Annotated in this window: 20 protein-coding genes and 3 pseudogenes; 11 read left to right on the forward strand and 12 right to left on the reverse strand. The window is 72.9% G+C overall.

The window, feature by feature from the left end:
• Positions 1 to 15 precede the first annotated feature (15 nt).
• Complete coding sequence (locus ACF1GV_RS29160; RefSeq protein WP_391686195.1) at positions 16 to 381, forward strand: hypothetical protein; 366 nt, start codon at positions 16 to 18, stop codon at positions 379 to 381.
• 11 nt (positions 382 to 392) lie between these two features.
• Here the strand turns inward: ACF1GV_RS29160 and ACF1GV_RS29165 are convergent, their stop codons facing one another.
• Together ACF1GV_RS29165 and ACF1GV_RS29170 are read right to left on the reverse strand one after the other, a co-directional pair.
• The gene (locus tag ACF1GV_RS29165) at positions 393 to 1,271 is read right to left on the reverse strand and encodes a Gfo/Idh/MocA family protein (protein ID WP_391686197.1); all 879 of its coding nucleotides are present in this window, start codon (positions 1,269 to 1,271) and stop codon (positions 393 to 395) included.
• A gap of 110 nt (positions 1,272 to 1,381) precedes the next feature.
• Positions 1,382 to 1,609: a hypothetical protein gene (locus tag ACF1GV_RS29170; protein ID WP_391686199.1), complete on the reverse strand. Its 228-nt coding sequence runs from the start codon at positions 1,607 to 1,609 to the stop codon at positions 1,382 to 1,384.
• 302 nt (positions 1,610 to 1,911) lie between these two features.
• On the opposite strand from ACF1GV_RS29170, the pseudogene ACF1GV_RS29175 reads away from it, so the two are divergent.
• From ACF1GV_RS29175 to ACF1GV_RS29190, 4 genes and pseudogenes are all read left to right on the forward strand, one after another.
• Positions 1,912 to 2,073: pseudogene (locus ACF1GV_RS29175) on the forward strand (alpha/beta hydrolase); the annotation flags it as partial.
• Positions 2,073 to 2,201, forward strand: a pseudogene (locus ACF1GV_RS29180) (ABC transporter ATP-binding protein); the annotation flags it as partial. The pseudogenes ACF1GV_RS29175 and ACF1GV_RS29180, both read left to right, overlap by 1 nt.
• A 1-nt stretch (position 2,202) precedes the next feature.
• Positions 2,203 to 2,841 (forward strand): annotated as a pseudogene (locus ACF1GV_RS29185) (ABC transporter substrate-binding protein); the annotation flags it as partial.
• A 133-nt stretch (positions 2,842 to 2,974) separates the two neighbouring features.
• On the forward strand, positions 2,975 to 3,793 hold the full coding sequence (locus ACF1GV_RS29190; RefSeq protein WP_391686201.1) for an SAM-dependent methyltransferase: 819 nt from the start codon (positions 2,975 to 2,977) through the stop codon (positions 3,791 to 3,793).
• Positions 3,794 to 3,885: 92 nt separating this feature from the next.
• Here ACF1GV_RS29190 and ACF1GV_RS29195 read toward each other — a convergent pair whose 3' ends face one another.
• On the reverse strand, positions 3,886 to 4,800 hold the full coding sequence (locus tag ACF1GV_RS29195) for a helix-turn-helix domain-containing protein (RefSeq protein ID WP_391686203.1): 915 nt from the start codon (positions 4,798 to 4,800) through the stop codon (positions 3,886 to 3,888).
• Between the two features lie 131 nt (positions 4,801 to 4,931).
• Positions 4,932 to 5,162, reverse strand: coding sequence for a DUF397 domain-containing protein (locus ACF1GV_RS29200; protein WP_391686205.1), 231 nt, complete (start codon positions 5,160 to 5,162; stop codon positions 4,932 to 4,934).
• Positions 5,163 to 5,457: 295 nt separating this feature from the next.
• Between ACF1GV_RS29200 and ACF1GV_RS29205 the strand changes: the two genes are divergently transcribed.
• From ACF1GV_RS29205 to ACF1GV_RS29215, 3 genes are all read left to right on the forward strand, one after another.
• Entirely contained in the window at positions 5,458 to 6,039 is a 582-nt protein-coding gene (locus ACF1GV_RS29205) for a hypothetical protein (protein WP_391686207.1), read from the forward strand.
• 83 nt (positions 6,040 to 6,122) lie between these two features.
• Positions 6,123 to 7,892 carry an ABC transporter ATP-binding protein gene (locus ACF1GV_RS29210; RefSeq protein ID WP_391686209.1) on the forward strand — a complete coding sequence of 590 codons (1,770 nt, stop codon included), beginning with the start codon at positions 6,123 to 6,125 and terminating at the stop codon, positions 7,890 to 7,892.
• 304 nt (positions 7,893 to 8,196) lie between these two features.
• On the forward strand, positions 8,197 to 8,721 hold the full coding sequence (locus ACF1GV_RS29215) for an SRPBCC domain-containing protein (RefSeq protein ID WP_391686211.1): 525 nt from the start codon (positions 8,197 to 8,199) through the stop codon (positions 8,719 to 8,721).
• Positions 8,722 to 8,747: 26 nt separating this feature from the next.
• On the opposite strand, the gene ACF1GV_RS29220 is transcribed toward ACF1GV_RS29215, so the two are convergent.
• The gene (locus ACF1GV_RS29220) at positions 8,748 to 9,074 is read right to left on the reverse strand and encodes a hypothetical protein (protein WP_391686213.1); all 327 of its coding nucleotides are present in this window, start codon (positions 9,072 to 9,074) and stop codon (positions 8,748 to 8,750) included.
• Between the two features lie 265 nt (positions 9,075 to 9,339).
• Between ACF1GV_RS29220 and ACF1GV_RS29225 the strand changes: the two genes are divergently transcribed.
• Both ACF1GV_RS29225 and ACF1GV_RS29230 read left to right on the forward strand, forming a co-directional pair.
• Positions 9,340 to 9,597 carry a DUF5133 domain-containing protein gene (locus tag ACF1GV_RS29225; protein WP_391686215.1) on the forward strand — a complete coding sequence of 86 codons (258 nt, stop codon included), beginning with the start codon at positions 9,340 to 9,342 and terminating at the stop codon, positions 9,595 to 9,597.
• Positions 9,598 to 9,738: 141 nt separating this feature from the next.
• Positions 9,739 to 9,957 carry a hypothetical protein gene (locus tag ACF1GV_RS29230; protein WP_391686217.1) on the forward strand — a complete coding sequence of 73 codons (219 nt, stop codon included), beginning with the start codon at positions 9,739 to 9,741 and terminating at the stop codon, positions 9,955 to 9,957.
• 30 nt (positions 9,958 to 9,987) lie between these two features.
• Here ACF1GV_RS29230 and tgmB read toward each other — a convergent pair whose 3' ends face one another.
• The 4 genes from tgmB to ACF1GV_RS29250 form a co-directional block, all read right to left on the reverse strand.
• Positions 9,988 to 10,974 (reverse strand): ATP-grasp ribosomal peptide maturase, encoded by a 987-nt coding sequence (tgmB, locus tag ACF1GV_RS29235; protein ID WP_391686219.1) that lies wholly within the window; start codon positions 10,972 to 10,974, stop codon positions 9,988 to 9,990.
• Between the two features lie 17 nt (positions 10,975 to 10,991).
• Positions 10,992 to 11,183 (reverse strand): putative ATP-grasp-modified RiPP, encoded by a 192-nt coding sequence (gene tgmA, locus ACF1GV_RS29240; protein ID WP_363268208.1) that lies wholly within the window; start codon positions 11,181 to 11,183, stop codon positions 10,992 to 10,994.
• 206 nt (positions 11,184 to 11,389) lie between these two features.
• The gene (locus ACF1GV_RS29245; protein ID WP_391686221.1) at positions 11,390 to 11,518 is read right to left on the reverse strand and encodes a hypothetical protein; all 129 of its coding nucleotides are present in this window, start codon (positions 11,516 to 11,518) and stop codon (positions 11,390 to 11,392) included.
• A 161-nt stretch (positions 11,519 to 11,679) separates the two neighbouring features.
• Complete coding sequence (locus ACF1GV_RS29250; protein ID WP_391686223.1) at positions 11,680 to 12,108, reverse strand: hypothetical protein; 429 nt, start codon at positions 12,106 to 12,108, stop codon at positions 11,680 to 11,682.
• A gap of 101 nt (positions 12,109 to 12,209) precedes the next feature.
• Between ACF1GV_RS29250 and ACF1GV_RS29255 the strand changes: the two genes are divergently transcribed.
• Positions 12,210 to 12,602 (forward strand): hypothetical protein, encoded by a 393-nt coding sequence (locus ACF1GV_RS29255; RefSeq protein ID WP_391686225.1) that lies wholly within the window; start codon positions 12,210 to 12,212, stop codon positions 12,600 to 12,602.
• A gap of 111 nt (positions 12,603 to 12,713) precedes the next feature.
• On the opposite strand, the gene ACF1GV_RS29260 is transcribed toward ACF1GV_RS29255, so the two are convergent.
• From ACF1GV_RS29260 to ACF1GV_RS29270, 3 genes are read right to left on the reverse strand one after another with little or no spacing between them, the layout of a single operon-like run.
• Complete coding sequence (locus tag ACF1GV_RS29260; protein ID WP_391686227.1) at positions 12,714 to 14,813, reverse strand: xanthine dehydrogenase family protein molybdopterin-binding subunit; 2,100 nt, start codon at positions 14,811 to 14,813, stop codon at positions 12,714 to 12,716.
• A gap of 22 nt (positions 14,814 to 14,835) precedes the next feature.
• Positions 14,836 to 15,828, reverse strand: a complete 993-nt coding sequence (locus tag ACF1GV_RS29265) for an FAD binding domain-containing protein (protein ID WP_391686229.1) — start codon at positions 15,826 to 15,828, stop codon at positions 14,836 to 14,838.
• The gene (locus ACF1GV_RS29270; protein ID WP_391686231.1) at positions 15,825 to 16,373 is read right to left on the reverse strand and encodes a (2Fe-2S)-binding protein; all 549 of its coding nucleotides are present in this window, start codon (positions 16,371 to 16,373) and stop codon (positions 15,825 to 15,827) included. The genes ACF1GV_RS29265 and ACF1GV_RS29270 overlap by 4 nt, the downstream gene beginning before the upstream one ends.
• Positions 16,374 to 16,388: the final 15 nt, after the last annotated feature.

Genomic DNA, 16,388 nt, shown 5'->3' on the forward strand with positions numbered 1-16,388 from the left:
GGGGGGAGAGGCGTCATGGGTTACCAGGGCCAGGTGTGGCGACTGACCGGTGCGACGGGCGCGATCGGAGAGGTCGTCGTCGAGGAGGCCGACTTCCCCTGGCTGCGCGGGCGGTTCGCCGCCGGTCCGGCCTTCGGTTCGGTGCGCGCCTTGTTCGAGCGGGAGCTGGCGCTGGCCGACGACGAGGACTGGGACGCGTGGGAGCGGGTCTGGGACGACATCTCCCGCACGGTGACCCTGCACGCCCCGGACGGCCCGGTCGCCGAGTTCCTGCTGCACATCGAGGACGACCGTGCCTGGTTCCGCTGGAGCGACGAGCCCCTCGCCGACGACCGGGCCGACGCTCCGGCGGGCAGTGGTCCCGCGGAGCCGAGAGCCTAGAGGGTCGTCGATCAGCCCCGCAGCAGGTCCTCGGCCTCGGCGAGGATCGCCGTGACCCGCAGGCCGAAGGCGGCATCGCACGGGTGGGGGCTGCCGTCCCGGGCGGCTGCCAGCAGGGCCTCGACGGCCCGGGCGTACGACTGCTGCGCCCCCTGGCTCCGCTCCGGGAGCCGCGTCACGCCCGACTCGCCGCGCAGTTCCACCACGGCGCCGGCGGCCGCGGGCGGTGCGGTCAGGCTCAGGTCCAGCGCGCTGGAGGCTCCGCCGGCATGCCGCAGCACCAGGTGCACGGTGTCCTCGGGCCCGTGTGCCGCGGCGGCCACCTGCTCGACGTCACCCAGCACCGGCAGGAGGACGGACAGCGCGTGCGGGCCGACGTCCCACAGCGCGCCGCGCTCCCGGCGCCAGGGGGAGGCCGCGTAGGGGCTGCCCTCGGCGAACGCCGCGCCCAGCCACTGCGCCCGCGCGGTGAACCAGCCACCCTGGTCCGCCTGTTCGGTGATCCACGCCTCGGACTCCGGCTGGAACCGGGTGGTGAAGAAGATGATCGAGGCGACCTGGGCGTCCCGCACCGCGTCGGCCACGGCGCGCCCGCCGGTGACCGAGGTGGCCAGCGGCTTGTCGAGGAGCAGGTGCCGGCCCGCCCGGGCGGCCCGCGCCGCGAGTCCGGCCTGTACGTCGGGCGCCAGCGCGACGGCGACGGCGTCCACGTCGGCGAGCAGGTCGTCCACGTCGTCGTAGGCCCGGGTGCCGTGGCTTCCGGCCAGTTCCTTGGCCGCCTCGGGCCGGCGGCCCCAGACGCCCACCAGGTCCACGGCCTCGTGTGCGGCGAGCGCGGGGGCGTGCACCAAGCGTGCCCAGGGTCCGGTGCCGAGCAGTCCGATGCGCATGCCACTCCTTCACAGGGTCGTCTTCACGGTCCTCCGGCGAGGTCGCGCACGAGCGTGGCACACCGCCGGGTCCGCGGACACCCCGGACCGAATGGACCGAACGGACCAGCTCACGCCGCCGGGCGCTCGGCGGGCCCGGCCGGGTCGGACGCCGCGGCGTCCGCCGCGTGTTTGCGCGGGGAACCCGCCCGCCCGCCGCGCACCAGACGCAGATGGCGTCGGCGCGCCGCGTGCCGGTGCCTGACCGGCAAGGCGGTGAACAAGCGGTCCTCCATACGATCCATGATCAGCAGCAGAACGGACAGCAACGGCAGCAGCAGAACGGCGACCCAGACCACGACAGCCCCCTAGGCCCTCGGGAATGTCTTCACGGGTGCTCCGGGCCGAGCCGATGATGCGTTCGAAGCCGGTGAAGAATCCGTGACGATACGCGGTTGGATATGCGTAAAGCAGACGGTATGTCCCTCTGATATCTCCGGCAACACGGCGACAAGACCGGTGACTTTGCCGGTCCGCGCGCGGCAGCCCCCCGCCGACAGTGACACCGCCAGCCCCACGGCGGCGCCCGCAGGCGGTCGCGGCACCCCAGCCGTGCCCTCGTCCGGGCGGGCGTTCGCCACGACCGAGAGGACCACTCGTCGTGCAGCACCCGCGCACCAGCACCGCGGCCCACGGGGCGGGCAACCCCTATGAGCGCGGCCCGGCGCCGACCGCGGCGAGCATCGAGGCGCTCCGCGGGCCGTACGCCGTCTCCGGGACGACCGTCTCGCGGCTCTCCGTCACCGGCTTCGGCGGGGGCACCCCACCGCCGGCACCGTCCACCTCGGCGACACCGACCTGACCCGGCTCGCCCCGCACCGCATCGCCCGGCTTGGTGTGGCCCGCACCTTCCAGAACATCGTCACCACCGAGGGCACGGTCGCCGACAACCCAAGGCGGGTTGAAGATCGCGGGGCAGAAGATCAAGGCGACCGACACGGGCCTGTCCGCACAGGTCTCCGCGCTGCGCAAGGAGGGCGTGAAGGCGATCCTGATCAGTGCCGGGCCCACCCAGACCGCCTCCCTGGCCGGTGTCGCCGCCTCCCGCGGCCTGCGCGTCCCCGTCGTCAGCAGCGCTCCCGGATTCGCGCCCCAGCTGATGAAGACCCCGGCCGCGCCGGCCCTGGCCGCGATGCTCCACGTGGTCAGCGCCGCGCCCGCGGTCAGCTCCCCCCTGCCCGGCGTACGGCGGATGGTGACGGCGTACCAGAAGAAGCATCCCGGATCGCCCGTCGACTCCGGCGTGCTGTCCGGCTGCAACGCCGCCGAGCTGCTCGGCGCCGACCTGTAGAAGGCGTGCGCGGCGGGCAGCCTCGCTCGTGAGGACGTCGTCAAGGCCCACCGCGCGCGGAAGAACGCCGACGCCGGCCTCGGCACTCCCCAGGACTTCTCCGGCGTCAACCGTCCCGCGAGCCTGGCCTCCTCTACGTGCTCAGGCCGGACGCGAAGGCGGTGGGGCGGTCTGGTGGCCGTGGAGGAGGCGCACCGGGCGCCGGGCGTGGAGGAGCATCTGAGGGGGCGCCACTCCTGAGGAGGCCGCTCGGGGCCCGGCCACCACCGGCGAAGGTTCGGGATGCGTGTACCCGAACGGGCCAACGCCGGGCCCCGAGCCTGTACTCTCTGTGCTGCCGGTTCCGATGCCGGTTACGGGAGTTGGGGGCGCAATGCGGCGTGACGGGGAGCTGTCCACGGAGATCGACGCCACCGTGCCGACGGCCGCGCGCATGTACGACCACTACCTGGGCGGCAGGGACAACTACGCCGCCGACCGTGCGGCGTGCGAGCAGCTCGACAAGGTCGTCCCCAGCACCCGCCGGCTCGCCCTGAACAACCGCCACTTCCTGCAGCGCGTCGTGCGGACCCTCGCAGGGGAGCACGGCATCCGGCAGTTCCTGGACCACGGTTCAGGTCTGCCCACCCAGGAAAACGTCCACCAGGTCGCCCAGCGTCTCGATCCCACCGCGCACGTCGTCTATGTCGACAACGACCCCATGGTGCTGGTGCACGGCCGGGCGCTGCTGGAGCAGGACGAGCGCACCACCGTCATCCACGCCGACCTGCGCGACACGGACAAGATCTTCGACCACCCCGACACGCGGCGCCTGATCGACTTCTCCCAGCCCGTCGCCGTGCTGTTCAACTCCGTCTTCCACTGCATCCCCGACAGCGACACCGACGGGCCGCTCGCGGTGGCCCGCCGGGTCGCGCGGCGCCTCGTGCCCGGCAGCTACCTGGTGATGTGCCAGCTGGTCAGCGAGGATCCCGAGGTGCGCGCCTTCGTCACCGACTTCATGGACCAGGCGACGCAGGGCCGCTGGGGCCGCGTGCGCCAGGAGAAGGACGTCGCCGAACTCTTCGAGGGGCTGGAGATCCTGGAGCCAGGCCTGGTGGAGGTCTCCACCTGGCGCCCGGACACCGAGGTCGCGCCGCGCCAGCTCAGCCACGAGTGGATCGAGTTCGGCGGAGTGGGCCGGATCGTCTGACCCCTTGCATCTGCACGCACCGAGCCCCGCTCGGGTCGGCCCAGAGGTACCGCACCTCACAGCCGGCCTGATCCGAACGACAGGGCCTGGTCTTAGGTGTAGCGGCTCTTCACCGTCTCGCGCAGCAGCTCGATCGTCTCGCGTGGCTTGAGGGCCTCATCCGCGAGGCGGTCCAGGGCGAAGCGGTATTCCTCGGTCTCGTCGCGGTCCTCGAGGAAGTTCGCGCTGCGGATGTGCTCCAGGTAGACCACGTCCGGCAGATCGAGACCGTCGAAGCGCAGGTAGGTGATCGGGATCGCGGGCGCCGACGCGTTCGTCACGTCCAGCGGCACGACCTGGACGGTCACGTTCGGGCGTTCCGCCATCTCGATGAGGTGCTCGAGCTGCTCGCGCATGACGTCCTTGCCGCCCAGCACGCGCAGCAGGACCGATTCGTCGACGACCGCCCACAGCTGCGGCGCGTCCTCACGCAGCAGCAGCCGGGCCCGGCGCATCCGCAGCTCCACGCGGCGCTGCACCTCGCCCGCCGGCGCGTTCGGCAGGCCACGCTTGACGACGGCCTGCGTGTAGGCCGGAGTCTGCAGCAGGCCGGGCACGTACTGGATCTCGAAGGTGCGGATGGTGGCCGCCGCCTCCTGGAGCCCCACCAGCCGCTCGAACCACTCCGGCATCAGCCGCTTGTCGTAGCGCTGCCACCAGCCGGGCTCACCGGCCCGCCGCAACAGCCTCAGCAGCACCGAAGCCTGGTAGTCGTCGGTGCCGTACAGCGTCAGCAGGTCGCGCACATCGTTCTCGGCCGGAGGGCGGCGGCTCTTGCCGGACTCGATGCGGGACAGCTTGGCGCCGCTGAAACCGAGTTCCTTGGCGGCCTGGTCCTGGGAGTACCCGGCGTCCTCGCGGAAACCTGCCAGCTGGACGCCGACCAGCATCTTCAGCAAAGTCGGCGCGGGCTCCGACCGGTCCAGATACGATTCCAGCCGGGAGAGGCGATGCGACTGAGCGGACATCCTTTACTCCCCGTTGACCGGCAGACCTGGCGGCCAGAATATCGTACTCGTTCCCGATACGGCCCATCATCCGACCGATCCGGGGGAGTTGGGTCCGAGCCCGGGTCGGCCGAACGGGCCCCGGGGCCGCGTCAGACCAAGTGGTCGAACTCGCCGTCCTTCGCGCCCGCCAGGAACGCCGCCATCTCCGAGGCCGTGTAGATCAGCGCGGGGCCGTCCGGGTCACGGGAGTTGCGCAGCGCGATGCCGCCCTCGGTCAGGGGTGCGACTTCCACGCAGTTCCCCTCGGCGTTGCTGTACCGGCTCTTCATCCACCGGGCGTCCAGCGAACTCGCTCGCACTCCGTTGCGTACTGGTGGCATCGCAGTCTCCTTGCCGTGACCGACCCGTCGACGCAGTGTCGCGCAATTTCTCGTGCAATTGCACGCGAGCGCCGTCAGCGTGGATAATAGCCGTGGCGTCAACCCTCGGGACGATGCCCGGTCCTGACGTCATTTCAGGGAGAAGACGTGCTCTCACCTGCGCCGACAGCGCCACGGTCATCGGGCGCCGCCGGGGTGTGCGGGCACGTGAGGCACTCGGCCGGCGAACCGTCCGGCCTCCCGGGCCGACCGGCCCCTGCGAGCTGACCCGACCGCCGTGGAAAGGCCCCACGTCATGCGCACCGCTCCGACCGGACAGCAGAGCACATCGCGCACGGAGAGCGCCGCTCCCGCCGCGGCAGCGACCCTGCAGGCGCCGCTCGCCGGCCTCGGGCAGGTGCCCTGGGCGGAGATCAAGGACTCCACCGGCTCCGCCGCGGCGATCCCGCTGCTGCTGAACAAGATCGCCTGGGGAGACCCCGCGACGGCCCGTGCCGCGCTGGAGGATGTGCGGAAACGCATCTGCCAGTACGGCTTCGTGGTGGAACAGGCCACCGCCGTCACCGTCCCGTTCCTGTGGGAACTGGCCCAGCTGCCTCACGTCTCCTGCCGGGCGCGGGTCATCCAGCTGCTCAAGAGCATCGCGGACGCCCGGCAGTGGGAGAGCACCGCCGCCGCCTACCCCAAGCTCCTCAACCACCGCGAGAACCACGTGACCTGGGAGCGGGCCGCCCGTCAGGCCGTGCGCGACCGGCGCGGTGTGCTGCGCCATCTGATGGCCGAGGGTGACGCGGAGATCTCGCGCGCCACCACCGAACTGGCCCGCGCGCTCGGCGAGTGGGGATCGCACGTCTCGGACAGCGGACAGCGCGTGTGAGGCGGCCGCGCCTGGTGTAGTCGTGGACCCCAGCGAGGAGAAACCGCTTACTCCTGACTCCGCACCTGGGAAGGCCACCGCCGATGGCGTCGTCGCTGGAAAGACCGCTCGACCACCGCTACCGGGACGAACACCCGATCCGCACGCTCGCCTACCTCTTTCGCGCCGACCGCCGTCGCCTCGCCGCAGCGGTCGTCGTCTTCACCGTCAAGCACAGCCCCATATGGCTGCTGCCGCTGATCACCGCGTCCATCATCGACACCGTCGTCCAGCACGGGCCGGTGGACCGGATCTGGACCTCGACCGGGATCATCATGTTCATCCTGGTCGTCAACTACCCGCTGCACCTGCTGTACGTCCGTCTCCTCTACGGCAGTGTGCGGCGCACGGGCACCACACTGCGCTCGGCGCTGTGCACGCGCATGCAGCAGCTCTCCATCGGCTACCACTCCCGGGTCAGCGCGGGCGTGCTGCAGGCCAAGGTGGTGCGCGATGTCGAGACGGTCGAGCAGATGGTCCAGCAGACCGCCGAGCTGGGCCTCGGTGCCCTCACCGTGCTGACCGGCGGACTGGTCATCATCGCCGTGCGCACACCGGAGTTTCTGCCCGTCTTCCTCGTGGTCGTCCCCGCCGCCGCCCTGCTCGTCGCCCGGTTGCGGGCCCGCCTGCGCACCCACAACGAGAACTTCCGGCACGAGGTGGAGACCCTCTCCTCGCGCGTCACGGAGATGACCCGGCTCATCCCGGTCACTCGCGCCCACGGCCTGGAGGGCAAGGCGCTGCGCCGCATGGACGGCACCCTGCGCCGGCTGCTGAGCTCCGGGATGCGCCTCGACCTCGTCAACGGCCGCTTCGGCTCGCTTTCCTGGGTGGTGCTCAACGTCGTCGGCGTGTGTGTCCTCGCGGGTGCCGCCCTCGTCTCCTATCACGGCGTGTGGGGCGTGAGCGCCGGTGACGTCGTCATGCTCAGCGCCTTTCTCACCACCCTCACCAACTCCACGACCACCCTGGCAGGCCTCGCACCCGTGATCACCAAGGGCCTGGAGTCCGTCCGCTCCGTCGGCGAGGTCCTCCAGGCGCCCGAACTGGAGGACAACGAGGGCAAGACCGAACTCACCTCCCTGCGCGGCGCCGTCACCTTCGAGCGCGTCGGCCACGCTTACGACGCCGACCGGGTCGTGGTGCGCGACTTCACGCTGTCCGTCGCGCCCGGTGAGACCGTCGCGCTCGTCGGCGCGTCCGGCGCGGGCAAGTCGACCGTGATGAACCTCGTCATCGGCTTCATCCGGCCCACCTCGGGGCGGCTGCTGCTGGACGGCACCGACATGGCCACGCTCGACCTGCGCACCTACCGCCGGTTCGTGTCCGTCGTACCCCAGGAGTCGATCCTGTTCGACGGCACGGTCCGGGAGAACGTCGCCTACGGCATGGAGGACGAGGCGGACGAGGAGGCCGTGCGGGCCGCGCTGCGCGACGCCAACGCGCTGGAGTTCGTCGACCGGTTCCCGCAAGGCCTGGACACACTGGTGGGTGAGCACGGGGCGCGCCTGTCGGGCGGGCAGCGCCAGCGGCTCGCCATCGCCCGCGCGCTGATCCGCGACCCCAAGGTGCTGATCCTCGACGAGGCGACCTCGGCACTCGACACCCGCTCCGAGGCGCTGGTGCAGCAGGCGCTCGCCCGGCTGCTGCACGGCCGCACCACCTTCATGGTCGCGCACCGGCTGTCCACGGTCCGCGGCGCCGACCGGATCGTGGTGATGGGCGAGGGCCGCATCCTGGAGACCGGCACCCACGAGGAACTCCTTCGGCGCGGCGGGGCCTACACGGCGCTGCACGCCGGGCAGGCGGCCTGAGCGGCGGCTGCACGCGCGTCGTCGTCCCCGAGGAGCCACCCACCCCGGTGCCGCGCGGACCGGCCGCGGTCGGCGATCCCCTCTCGGGTGCATCGTCGCCGCGGAGCGTTCGACCGCGCCGGGGAGACGGTGGACGGCGGGAACAAAGGCCGACGGGGTCCGGGGCGCAAGAAGTAATGTACTGATGGGTAAAACATGGGAGGCCGGCCCGGGGCTGCCTCACGGTCAAGGGCGCCCATGCCTGCGGTCCGGGTGTCCGAACGAAACGACACCACCTGACATCCCGTGAGGAGACTTGGGCACCATGGGAGCCACTGCGCCCGACGCCGCCACCGAGGGATCCGGCGCGCCGCTCGCCGGGGTGCGGCACGACACCTTCACGGTGTCACTCCGTCTCGCCGCCCCGCCTGGCGCCGTGTTCGAAGCGTTCTCCGATGCGCCCCTCCGGCGCCGGTGGTTCAAGCTGCCCGGCCGCGAGGTGGCGTACCGGCACGACTTCGCGGTGGACGGCGGTGAGGCCGCGTCGAGTGTCTTCCCCGTTCCCGGCGCACCGCCGGAACAACTCGGCTACCGGTCCCGGTACCTCGACATCACGCCGTGCTCGCGGATCGTCTACGCCTACACGGCCCGCGTGGACGACGTCGTGCGATGGTCCTCGCTCGTGACCGTCGAACTGGACCCGGAGGCGGACGGCACCCGGCTGCGGTGGACCGAGCAGGCGGCCTTTCTGGCGGCGTCGGCGGAGCCGCAGCACGACCTCCCGCACCTGCGCGGCGCCACCCGCCTTCGGTTGAACGGCCTGGCGGCCGCCCTGGCGGCCGAAGCCTGAGCCGGGCCCCCTCGCCGCGGCCGGCGTCAGGTCGCGCTGCTGCGGTGGGTGCGGTGGCGGCAGGCCGCGTCGTGGGACGTGCCCAGACTGGTCCACCAGCGTTCGCAGCAGGCCGCCCCCAGTTCCGCGCGGACGAGGGCCTCCGTCGCGTTCGGCCGCGCGGGCGGCGCGCCGCCGCCGCACCCGGGGCGTTCCGTCTCCCGCACCAGGGCGATCAAGGGGACCAGACTCGCTGCGCTGAACAGACACCCGGCCTGGGCGGGACCGTGGCCGAAGTCCAGGACGGCCGTCCAGGCCAGGCCGGCGCTGGTGACGACGTAGAGCGCGCACAGGGCGCCGGCGGACCAACTCATCGGTGGACACCGTTCGTAGACAGGGAGGCCGTGCTCTCCGTCCAACTCCCTCCGGCGCGGCGAAGAAGCGGGTCCTGGCGACTCGCCCTCGGTTCGGGTGCATTCGGCGGACGTGCCCGTGCCGTGATGGTTCCGCGACCCGTGCGTGACAAATTTGGTCGCCACGGCCCGTCATGGCCGTAAATCCTGCCATTCAGCGAGGAAAGCGTGCATGATCCTGCCAGGGCGGGGCATACGGAGCAAAAAGTCGAGAGAGGGGAGCTCCGTGCTTGTTCCGGACCCGAAGGTCGTCAGACATCTGCTGACGCGGTACGCATCACTCAAGATCGCTCAGGCGGAGAGGGAGAGGCCGGCGACGGCCCGGGAGTTGGAGGACGTGAGCTACACCCTGTGCGTCCTGATGGGCACCACGAGCGTGTACGACGCGATCGCCAGGGCGGACGCCCTGCTTCTGGCGGCGAACCGGCCACAGCCGCAGACCAGCGAGACGGACGGCGACAACGGCCTGTCCCTTGCGGTGTGACCCGCACGGACCCCTGACGACCCGCACACCGGCCGATCGCCGGTGTGCGGGACTGCGGGGTAACGCACCCGGGCGTCGGCGAGGGCGCCTAGACTCGACCCTCGTGCCCACCACGCGGGCCCACGAGAGGAAGAGCACCGGGTGTTCCAGGATTCCCCCATCTACGACCGACTGATCGCCGAATGCGGAGACGTACCCACCGAGGTGCGCCGGGAGGCCGAGCGCGTGAACAGGGAGCTGGAAATGGTCCTGCGCCCGCTGCGCTCTCCGGGCTACCACGACCCGTCCCAGCGCCCCGCCCCCCACCCCGGCGCCGGCTGGCAGCGCACCGCCATGCTGCCCGCACCGCGCCCGCAGTGACCCCGTACCGGCCGGGTCCGCCCCTACGGCTCAGGGCAGGACGCAGCCGGTGCAGTTGACGTGCTGGGGCCGTCGGTCCGTGAGGGGCCGCCCCAGCCATTCGGCGATGGCGCGGGCGATCGGCTGGCCCGTGTCCACCTCCACGAAACCGAACTGGCCCGACTGGTTGCACTCCAGGAACCACCAGGTCCCGTCGGCGTCCTCGGCGAAGTCGAAGGCGCCGTACGCCAGTTCCGCCTCCCGCAGATAGCCCTGCACCGCCTCCGCCACCCGCGGCGGCACCTCGACCGGCTGCCACGGTCTGCCCGACGCGTCGAAGCGGACGTCGACCAGGTCCGGATGCGCCTGCGGATCGGCCGGCTTGCGGGCGGCCAGCAGGCGCTCCCCGACGGCGGTCAGCCGGATGTCGGCCCGTTTGGCGATCCGGCGCTGCAGCAGGGTCGGGCCGTAGGCGACGGCCGAGAAGTCGGTATCCGGCGCGATCCGGCTGGTCGGCACCGCCCGCGGCGGATCCTGCGGATGCGCGCCGGAGACCGGCTTGACGACCAGATCCGGATAGCGTTCGGCGAACTCCCGGGCCGCCTGCGGGAACGTCGTGATCAGCGTGGCCGGAACGGGCAGCCCGCAGCGCTGGGCGAGGTGCAGCTGCCACGGCTTGTGCCGGGCACGGCGGGCCGCGTCCGGGTGGTTCATCCAGCGCGCGCCGCTGCCGCGGAGCATGCCGTACAGCGCCTGCGTGGACTCCTCCGTCAGCCACGTCGACGCGTGCGGTGCCCGCGCGGCCGCGGCGCCGGGTCTGCGGACCCACACGGACCGCAGGCCGTGCAGGCTCACCAGGCGTCCCGCGGACGACAGATGGCCGCGGAACGCCCCGTGGACGTACTCGCCGGAGAGCGCGACGCCCTCGGTGAGGTCGGCCGGGTCGAGCCGGACCACCGGTACCGCGGCGGCGTTCAGGTGGACCACCACCATGTCGGCCGTCACGTCCTCTTCACAAGTGAGGATCAGTACGGTCATTGTCGACGGTCTCGCGTTCAGTCGTCGAAGTGGGTTTTGGAGCCCGCCGTCGACGTCGTGGTCCCCAGCTCCCTCAGCAGCGCGTGGTCGCGGGCGGCGATCCGGCCGTCGATGAGCACGTTCAACTGCAGCCCGGAGTCGTAGGTGTACGGAACGGAGAACTCCAACTCCGCAGCGGGACGTGCGTAGTTGAGCGCGAACGGTTGCATCGTCTCTCCCTCGTCGGTACTGCGTCGAACACGTGGTGCCGCCGTGCGGCGCCCCTTGGTCAGCGCGTTCCTGCGACCTCCAGTCACTTATACGAATCGAACGGGTGAATGGTTTCCTTACTCTGCGTGATCGACGCGGAGTTGGGTCTCGTCGCCCGTCGTGACGCGGTGGTGAAGAGGGTGTGCGGGCCGGGGACTCCCGGTGGTCAGCTCGCCGGTGCGGCGCGGTGCGCGAGACGGCGCAGGAACCGCGGTGCGCGGGGGAGTGCGGCGATGTCGTCCGGATGGAGGACGTCGGCCGGCAGGACGGCGGCGCGCGTGGTGGTCGTGTCCACGAGTCCTCCCCTTGGCGCGGAGCGCCGCGCCGCGTCTGCTCTTCCCCCGCTTTCGATTGACGGATTCCCGTTTCCGGGCCCGGTTACCGCCCCGCGCGGCGAAACCGTTCTCGCGAACGTCCGTTCCGACGGGCCCGCCGAGTCCCGCGAGTTCTCGGTATTCACACGTGTGCGCGGGTGGACTGGCGCGCGCTGCCGCGCAGCGGCCGTTGGAGGACATCGTCCAGCTGATCACCCTCCTCCAGCAGTCCGGGCAGTACGCGGGCGCGGCGGCCGACGTGCTGCGCGCCGTCGGGGTCGAACGGCCCGTGGAGGACGTCAGCCGGCTGGTCGCGGCGTTCTCCCGGCCTCCGTACCGCGCCGGGGACGCCGACCAGATGATCCGCGCCGCCGCCGCGCACCGCCCGGTCGCGGAGGTCACCCGGCTGATGGAACTGCCCTACCGCGAACCGGCGGAGCAGCAGTGCGGCGACGAGGCCGGGCGGGCGGCCGCCACCGCCCGCCCGGTGGAGGAGCTGGCGGAACGCGTCGGGCGGCTGGCCCGCGAGCGGGAGCAGCGCGCCGCGCAGGCGCCGTCCGCCGCGGAGCAATCGGCGGCGGCGGGGGCCACCCCGGCCGAACAGCCCTCGCCGTCCCGCGAGGACGGGCCGCCCGCCGTGCTCGCGTCCTGGCCGGCCGTCTCGCCGCGCTCGTGCTCGCCCTGTGCGGTGCGGCCTGGTTCCCGTTGCACCGCGACGGCGCACCGGCCCGGGTGTACGGCGTGGCCTTCGGGCTGTCCGCCCTGTGCCTGCTGCTGGCCCTGCTGCTCACCCGCCGGCGCCCCGCCCTGCCCGCCCTCGGCGCGGCGGTGGCCGTACCGGCGGCCCTGGCGGCGGCTCGGCTGCTGGTCGGCCGGATCGACGTGGCGGGTCTGTCGCGCTCCCTCGAGCTGACCGCCGCACCGCCTTGGATCACCGGCCTGCTGGCCCTCGCCGCCGCCCTGACGGCACTCGCGGCGCTGTGCGTGCGCCCGGCGGGCGCACGCCCGGCCCCGCAACCGGCGGCGAGCCCGGCGGCGGTGGGGGAGCGGGTCTCCTCCGAGTAGGGCCGAGGTCGGGATCGCGCGGCGCGACGGCCGCCACGGGGAGCACAAGAACCCCGTGGCGGCCGTCGCCGTCGTAGGACCCCCCGTCGGCACGCGGGTGTGACGGTTGGCTCACCGCATGCCCGTCAGCGCCTCCAGCACCTTGTCCGGCGTCAGCGGGAGGTCGCGCAGGCGGATGCCCGTGGCGTGGTGGACGGCGTTGGCGATCGCCGCCGCCGTGCCGACGATGCCGATCTCGCCGATGCCCTTGCTGCCCATCGGGTTGAGGTGGGTGTCGTCCTCCTCGATCCAGTGCGCCTCGATGTCGGGCACGTCGGCGTTGACGGGCACGTGGTAGGACGCCAGGTCGGACTGGACGAAGTCGCCGAACGCCGGGTCCACGGTGCTGTCCTCCGTCAGCGCCATGCCCAGGCCCATCGTCATCGCGCCCACGAACTGCGAGCGCGCCGTACGGGCGTTGAGGATCCGCCCGGCCGCGTACACGCCCAGCAGCCTGCGCACCCGGACCTCACCGGTGACGGTGTCCACGGCGACCTCGGAGAAGTGCGCGCCGAAGGCGTGCCGGGAGTACGGGCTGTCGGCGTCGGCCGCCCCGGCCGTGTCGGCCTCGGCGGTGAGCCCCTCCGCCGGCAGGGGGTCCGGCTGTCCGGCGAGCCGCTCGGCCAGCCGGGCGCACGCCTCGTGCACCGCCCAGCCCCAGGAGGCGCTGCCCGAAGACCCGCCGGCCAGGGAGGCGTACGGCAGGTCGCTGCTGCCCACCTCGGTGCGCACCCGGTCCAGCGGAACGCCGAGGGCGTCGGCGGCGACCTGCGCCAGCACCGTCCGGGCGCCCGTGCCGATGTCCGTGGCGTTGATCTCGACGAGGAACGTGCCGTCGGGCCGGGCGTGCGCCCGCGCGGTCGACGGCTGCGCCATGACCGGGTACGTCGCCGCGGCCACCCCGGTGCCGAGCAGCAGCGGCCCCTGCCGCCGCGCCCCCGGCCGCGGGTCGCGCTCCGCCCAGCCGAACCGGCGGGCGCCCTCGCGCAGACACTCCACGACGTGCCGGCTGCTGAACGGCTTGCCGCTGTCCGGCTCGCTGTCCGGCTCGTTGACGACCCGCAGCTCGACCGGGTCCATGCCCAGGGCGCAGGCCAGTTCGTCCATCGCGGACTCCAGCGCGTACATCCCCGGCGCCTCGCCGGGCGCCCGCATCCAGGACGGGGTGGGCACGTCGAGCCGGACGACGCGGTGCACGGTGCGGTGGCCGGGGGCGTCGTACATGACCCGAGCGGGCACCGCCGCCTGTTCCACGAACTCCTTGATGCGCGAGGTGTGCGTGGTGCTCTCGTGCAGCAGCGCGGTCAGCCGGCCGTCGGCGCCGGCGGCGAGCCGCACCCGCTGCACGGTGGGCGCGCGGTGACCGACCGAGCTGGGCAGGAAGCGGCGCGGGTAGGCCATGGTGACCGGTCGTCCCGTCGCCCGCGACGCCATGGCCGCGAGGACGACGTCCGGGCGCGGCGTCCCCTTGGAGCCGAAGCCGCCGCCGACGTGCTCGGCCACGACCGAGATCCGCTCCTCGGGCAGGTCGAACAGTCCGGCGAGCACCATCCGCACGACGGACGTGCCCTGGCTGGAGGTGTACACCGTCAGCCGCTCGCCGTCCCAGTGGGCGGTGCTGGCGTGCGGTTCCATGGGGTGGTTGTGCAGCGGCGGCACCCGGTAGGTGGCGTCCACGCGGACGGCCGCGGAGGCGAACGCGCCTTCCGCGTCGCCGTGTTCCCGCACCGCCGGATACCCGGCGTTGGCCTTCTCGGGGACGTACGCCTCCGGATGGTCCTCGGTGAGCGTCACGTCGTGAGGTTCCTCCGCGTACGTCACCCGGACCGCGGCGGCACCGGCACGGGCCGCCTCCAGGGACTCCGCCACCACCAGCGCCACGCACCAGCCGCGGTGCGGCACCCGCGCGTCCTGCAGCACGGCGAGCGTCGGATCGTTCGACTTGCCCAGGCGCGGCGCGTTGTCGTGGCTGAGCACCGCGACGACGCCGGGCAGGGCGAGCGCGGCGGAGGCGTCGACGGCGGTGACCCGGCCGCGCGGGACGGTGGCCGGCACCGGCCGGGCGTACAGCCGGCCCGGCAGGGCGTGCTCGGCGGCGTAGCGGGCGGTGCCGGAGACCTTCAGGCGCGCTTCACGGCGCTCGGCCGGCGCGCCCACGGCGGTGGCGGTCATGCTTCCTCCTGGCGGATGCCGGTCAGGTCGCCGAGGACCGGGCCAGGCCGGTCAGGGCGTCCACGGCGAGATTGCGGGCGAGCGGCACCTTGAACGCGTTGTCGCGCAGCGGCCGCGCCTCGGCGAGCTCCAGATCGACGGCGTGTTCGAACGCGGCCGCGGTGGGTGCCGCGCCGCGCAGCACCTCCTCGGCGCGGCGGGCCCGCCAGGGCCGGTGCGCCAGCGCCCCGAAGGCGATCCCGGCCTGCTGCACGACCCCGTCCGCCACGTGCAGCACCGCCGCGACGGACGCCAGCGCGAAGGCGTACGACGCCCGGTCGCGGGCCTTGCGGTAGCGCGAGGGCAGTCCGGCCGTCGCCGCCGGCAGCCGCACACCGGTGATCAGCTCGCCCGGCCGCAGCTCGGTGTCCTGCTCGGGGTGCTCCCCGGGCAGCCGGTGGAAGACGTCCGCCGCGATCTCCCGGGCGCCGCCACGGCCGTACACCTCGATGCGCGCGTCGAGCGCGGCCAGCGCCACCGCCATGTCCGAGGGGTGGGTGGCGATGCACTTCTCGGAGTGGCCGAGCACCGCGTGGTCACGGTGGACGCCGTCCAGGGCGCCGCAGCCGGTGCCCGGCTGACGCTTGTTGCACGGCTTGGACAGGTCCTGGAAGTAGGGGCAGCGGGTGCGCTGCATCAGGTTGCCGCCGGTGGTGGCGGCATTGCGTAGCTGGCCGGAGGCGCCCGCGAGGAGCGCCTGCGAGAGCGCCGGGTAGCGGTCGCGGACCAGCGGATGCGCGGCGAGGTCGCTGTTGCGGACCAGGGCGCCCACCCGCAGGGAGCCGTCCGCCAGCTCTTCCACTGCGGCCAGCGGCAGCCGGGTGACGTCGACGAGGACGGCCGGCTGTTCCACGCCGAGCTTCATCAGGTCGACCAGGTTCGTGCCGCCGCCGAGGTAACGGGCTCCGGGGTGGGCGGCGTACGCCTCGGTGGCCTCCGCGACGCTGCCCGCCCGCACATAGCCGAAGGGCTTCATGGGATCACGTCCTCCACCGCGTCGACGATGCGTGGATACGCGCCGCAGCGGCACAGGTTGCCGCTGAGCCGCTCGCGGATCTCCTCCCGGGTCAGCGGCACCGGCCGGCCGGACGGCGCGGTCGGATCCGTGACGTGCGAGGGGTGCCCGGCGTCGGCCTCGGCGAGCGCGCCGAGCGCGGAGCAGAGCTGGCCCGGCGTGCAGTACCCGCACTGGAAGGCGTCCCGCTCGGCGAACGCCCGCTGGAGCGGGTGGGACGCCTCGCCGTCGCCCGCGAGGCCCTCCACGGTCGTCACCTCGCAGCCGTCCGCCGCCACGGCGAGCAGCAGGCATGCGTTGACGCGGCGCCCGTCCACCAGGACCGTGCACGCGCCGCACTGGCCGTGGTCACAGCCCTTCTTGGCGCCGGTGAGACCCAGATCCTCGCGCAGCAGGTCGAGCAGGGTGCGCCGGTGGTCGACGGTCAGGGTGTGCGGTTTGCCGTTGACCCGGAGGGTCGTGTCGGAACGGTGCGCGTCCGACGGTGCGGGGTGCTCGCTGCCCATGTGGTGTTCCCCTCC

Origin of the sequence: Streptomyces sp. NPDC014006, assembly GCF_043088925.1 — a bacterium.
Lineage (GTDB): Bacteria > Actinomycetota > Actinomycetes > Streptomycetales > Streptomycetaceae > Streptomyces.

Coding starts and splice junctions, on each gene's coding strand:
- ACF1GV_RS29195 (WP_391686203.1), bottom strand. CDS start 4,800: ATGTCCGCTCAGTCGCATCGCCTCTCCCGGCTGGAATCGTATCTGGAC.
- tgmB (WP_391686219.1), bottom strand. CDS start 10,974: ATGACCGTACTGATCCTCACTTGTGAAGAGGACGTGACGGCCGACATG.
- ACF1GV_RS29265 (WP_391686229.1), bottom strand. CDS start 15,828: ATGAAGCCCTTCGGCTATGTGCGGGCGGGCAGCGTCGCGGAGGCCACC.
- ACF1GV_RS29205 (WP_391686207.1), top strand. CDS start 5,458: ATGCGCACCGCTCCGACCGGACAGCAGAGCACATCGCGCACGGAGAGC.
- ACF1GV_RS29260 (WP_391686227.1), bottom strand. CDS start 14,813: ATGACCGCCACCGCCGTGGGCGCGCCGGCCGAGCGCCGTGAAGCGCGC.
- ACF1GV_RS29160 (WP_391686195.1), top strand. CDS start 16: ATGGGTTACCAGGGCCAGGTGTGGCGACTGACCGGTGCGACGGGCGCG.
- ACF1GV_RS29270 (WP_391686231.1), bottom strand. CDS start 16,373: ATGGGCAGCGAGCACCCCGCACCGTCGGACGCGCACCGTTCCGACACG.
- tgmA (WP_363268208.1), bottom strand. CDS start 11,183: ATGCAACCGTTCGCGCTCAACTACGCACGTCCCGCTGCGGAGTTGGAG.
- ACF1GV_RS29190 (WP_391686201.1), top strand. CDS start 2,975: ATGCGGCGTGACGGGGAGCTGTCCACGGAGATCGACGCCACCGTGCCG.
- ACF1GV_RS29220 (WP_391686213.1), bottom strand. CDS start 9,074: ATGAGTTGGTCCGCCGGCGCCCTGTGCGCGCTCTACGTCGTCACCAGC.
- ACF1GV_RS29210 (WP_391686209.1), top strand. CDS start 6,123: ATGGCGTCGTCGCTGGAAAGACCGCTCGACCACCGCTACCGGGACGAA.
- ACF1GV_RS29165 (WP_391686197.1), bottom strand. CDS start 1,271: ATGCGCATCGGACTGCTCGGCACCGGACCCTGGGCACGCTTGGTGCAC.
- ACF1GV_RS29215 (WP_391686211.1), top strand. CDS start 8,197: ATGGGAGCCACTGCGCCCGACGCCGCCACCGAGGGATCCGGCGCGCCG.
- ACF1GV_RS29200 (WP_391686205.1), bottom strand. CDS start 5,162: ATGCCACCAGTACGCAACGGAGTGCGAGCGAGTTCGCTGGACGCCCGG.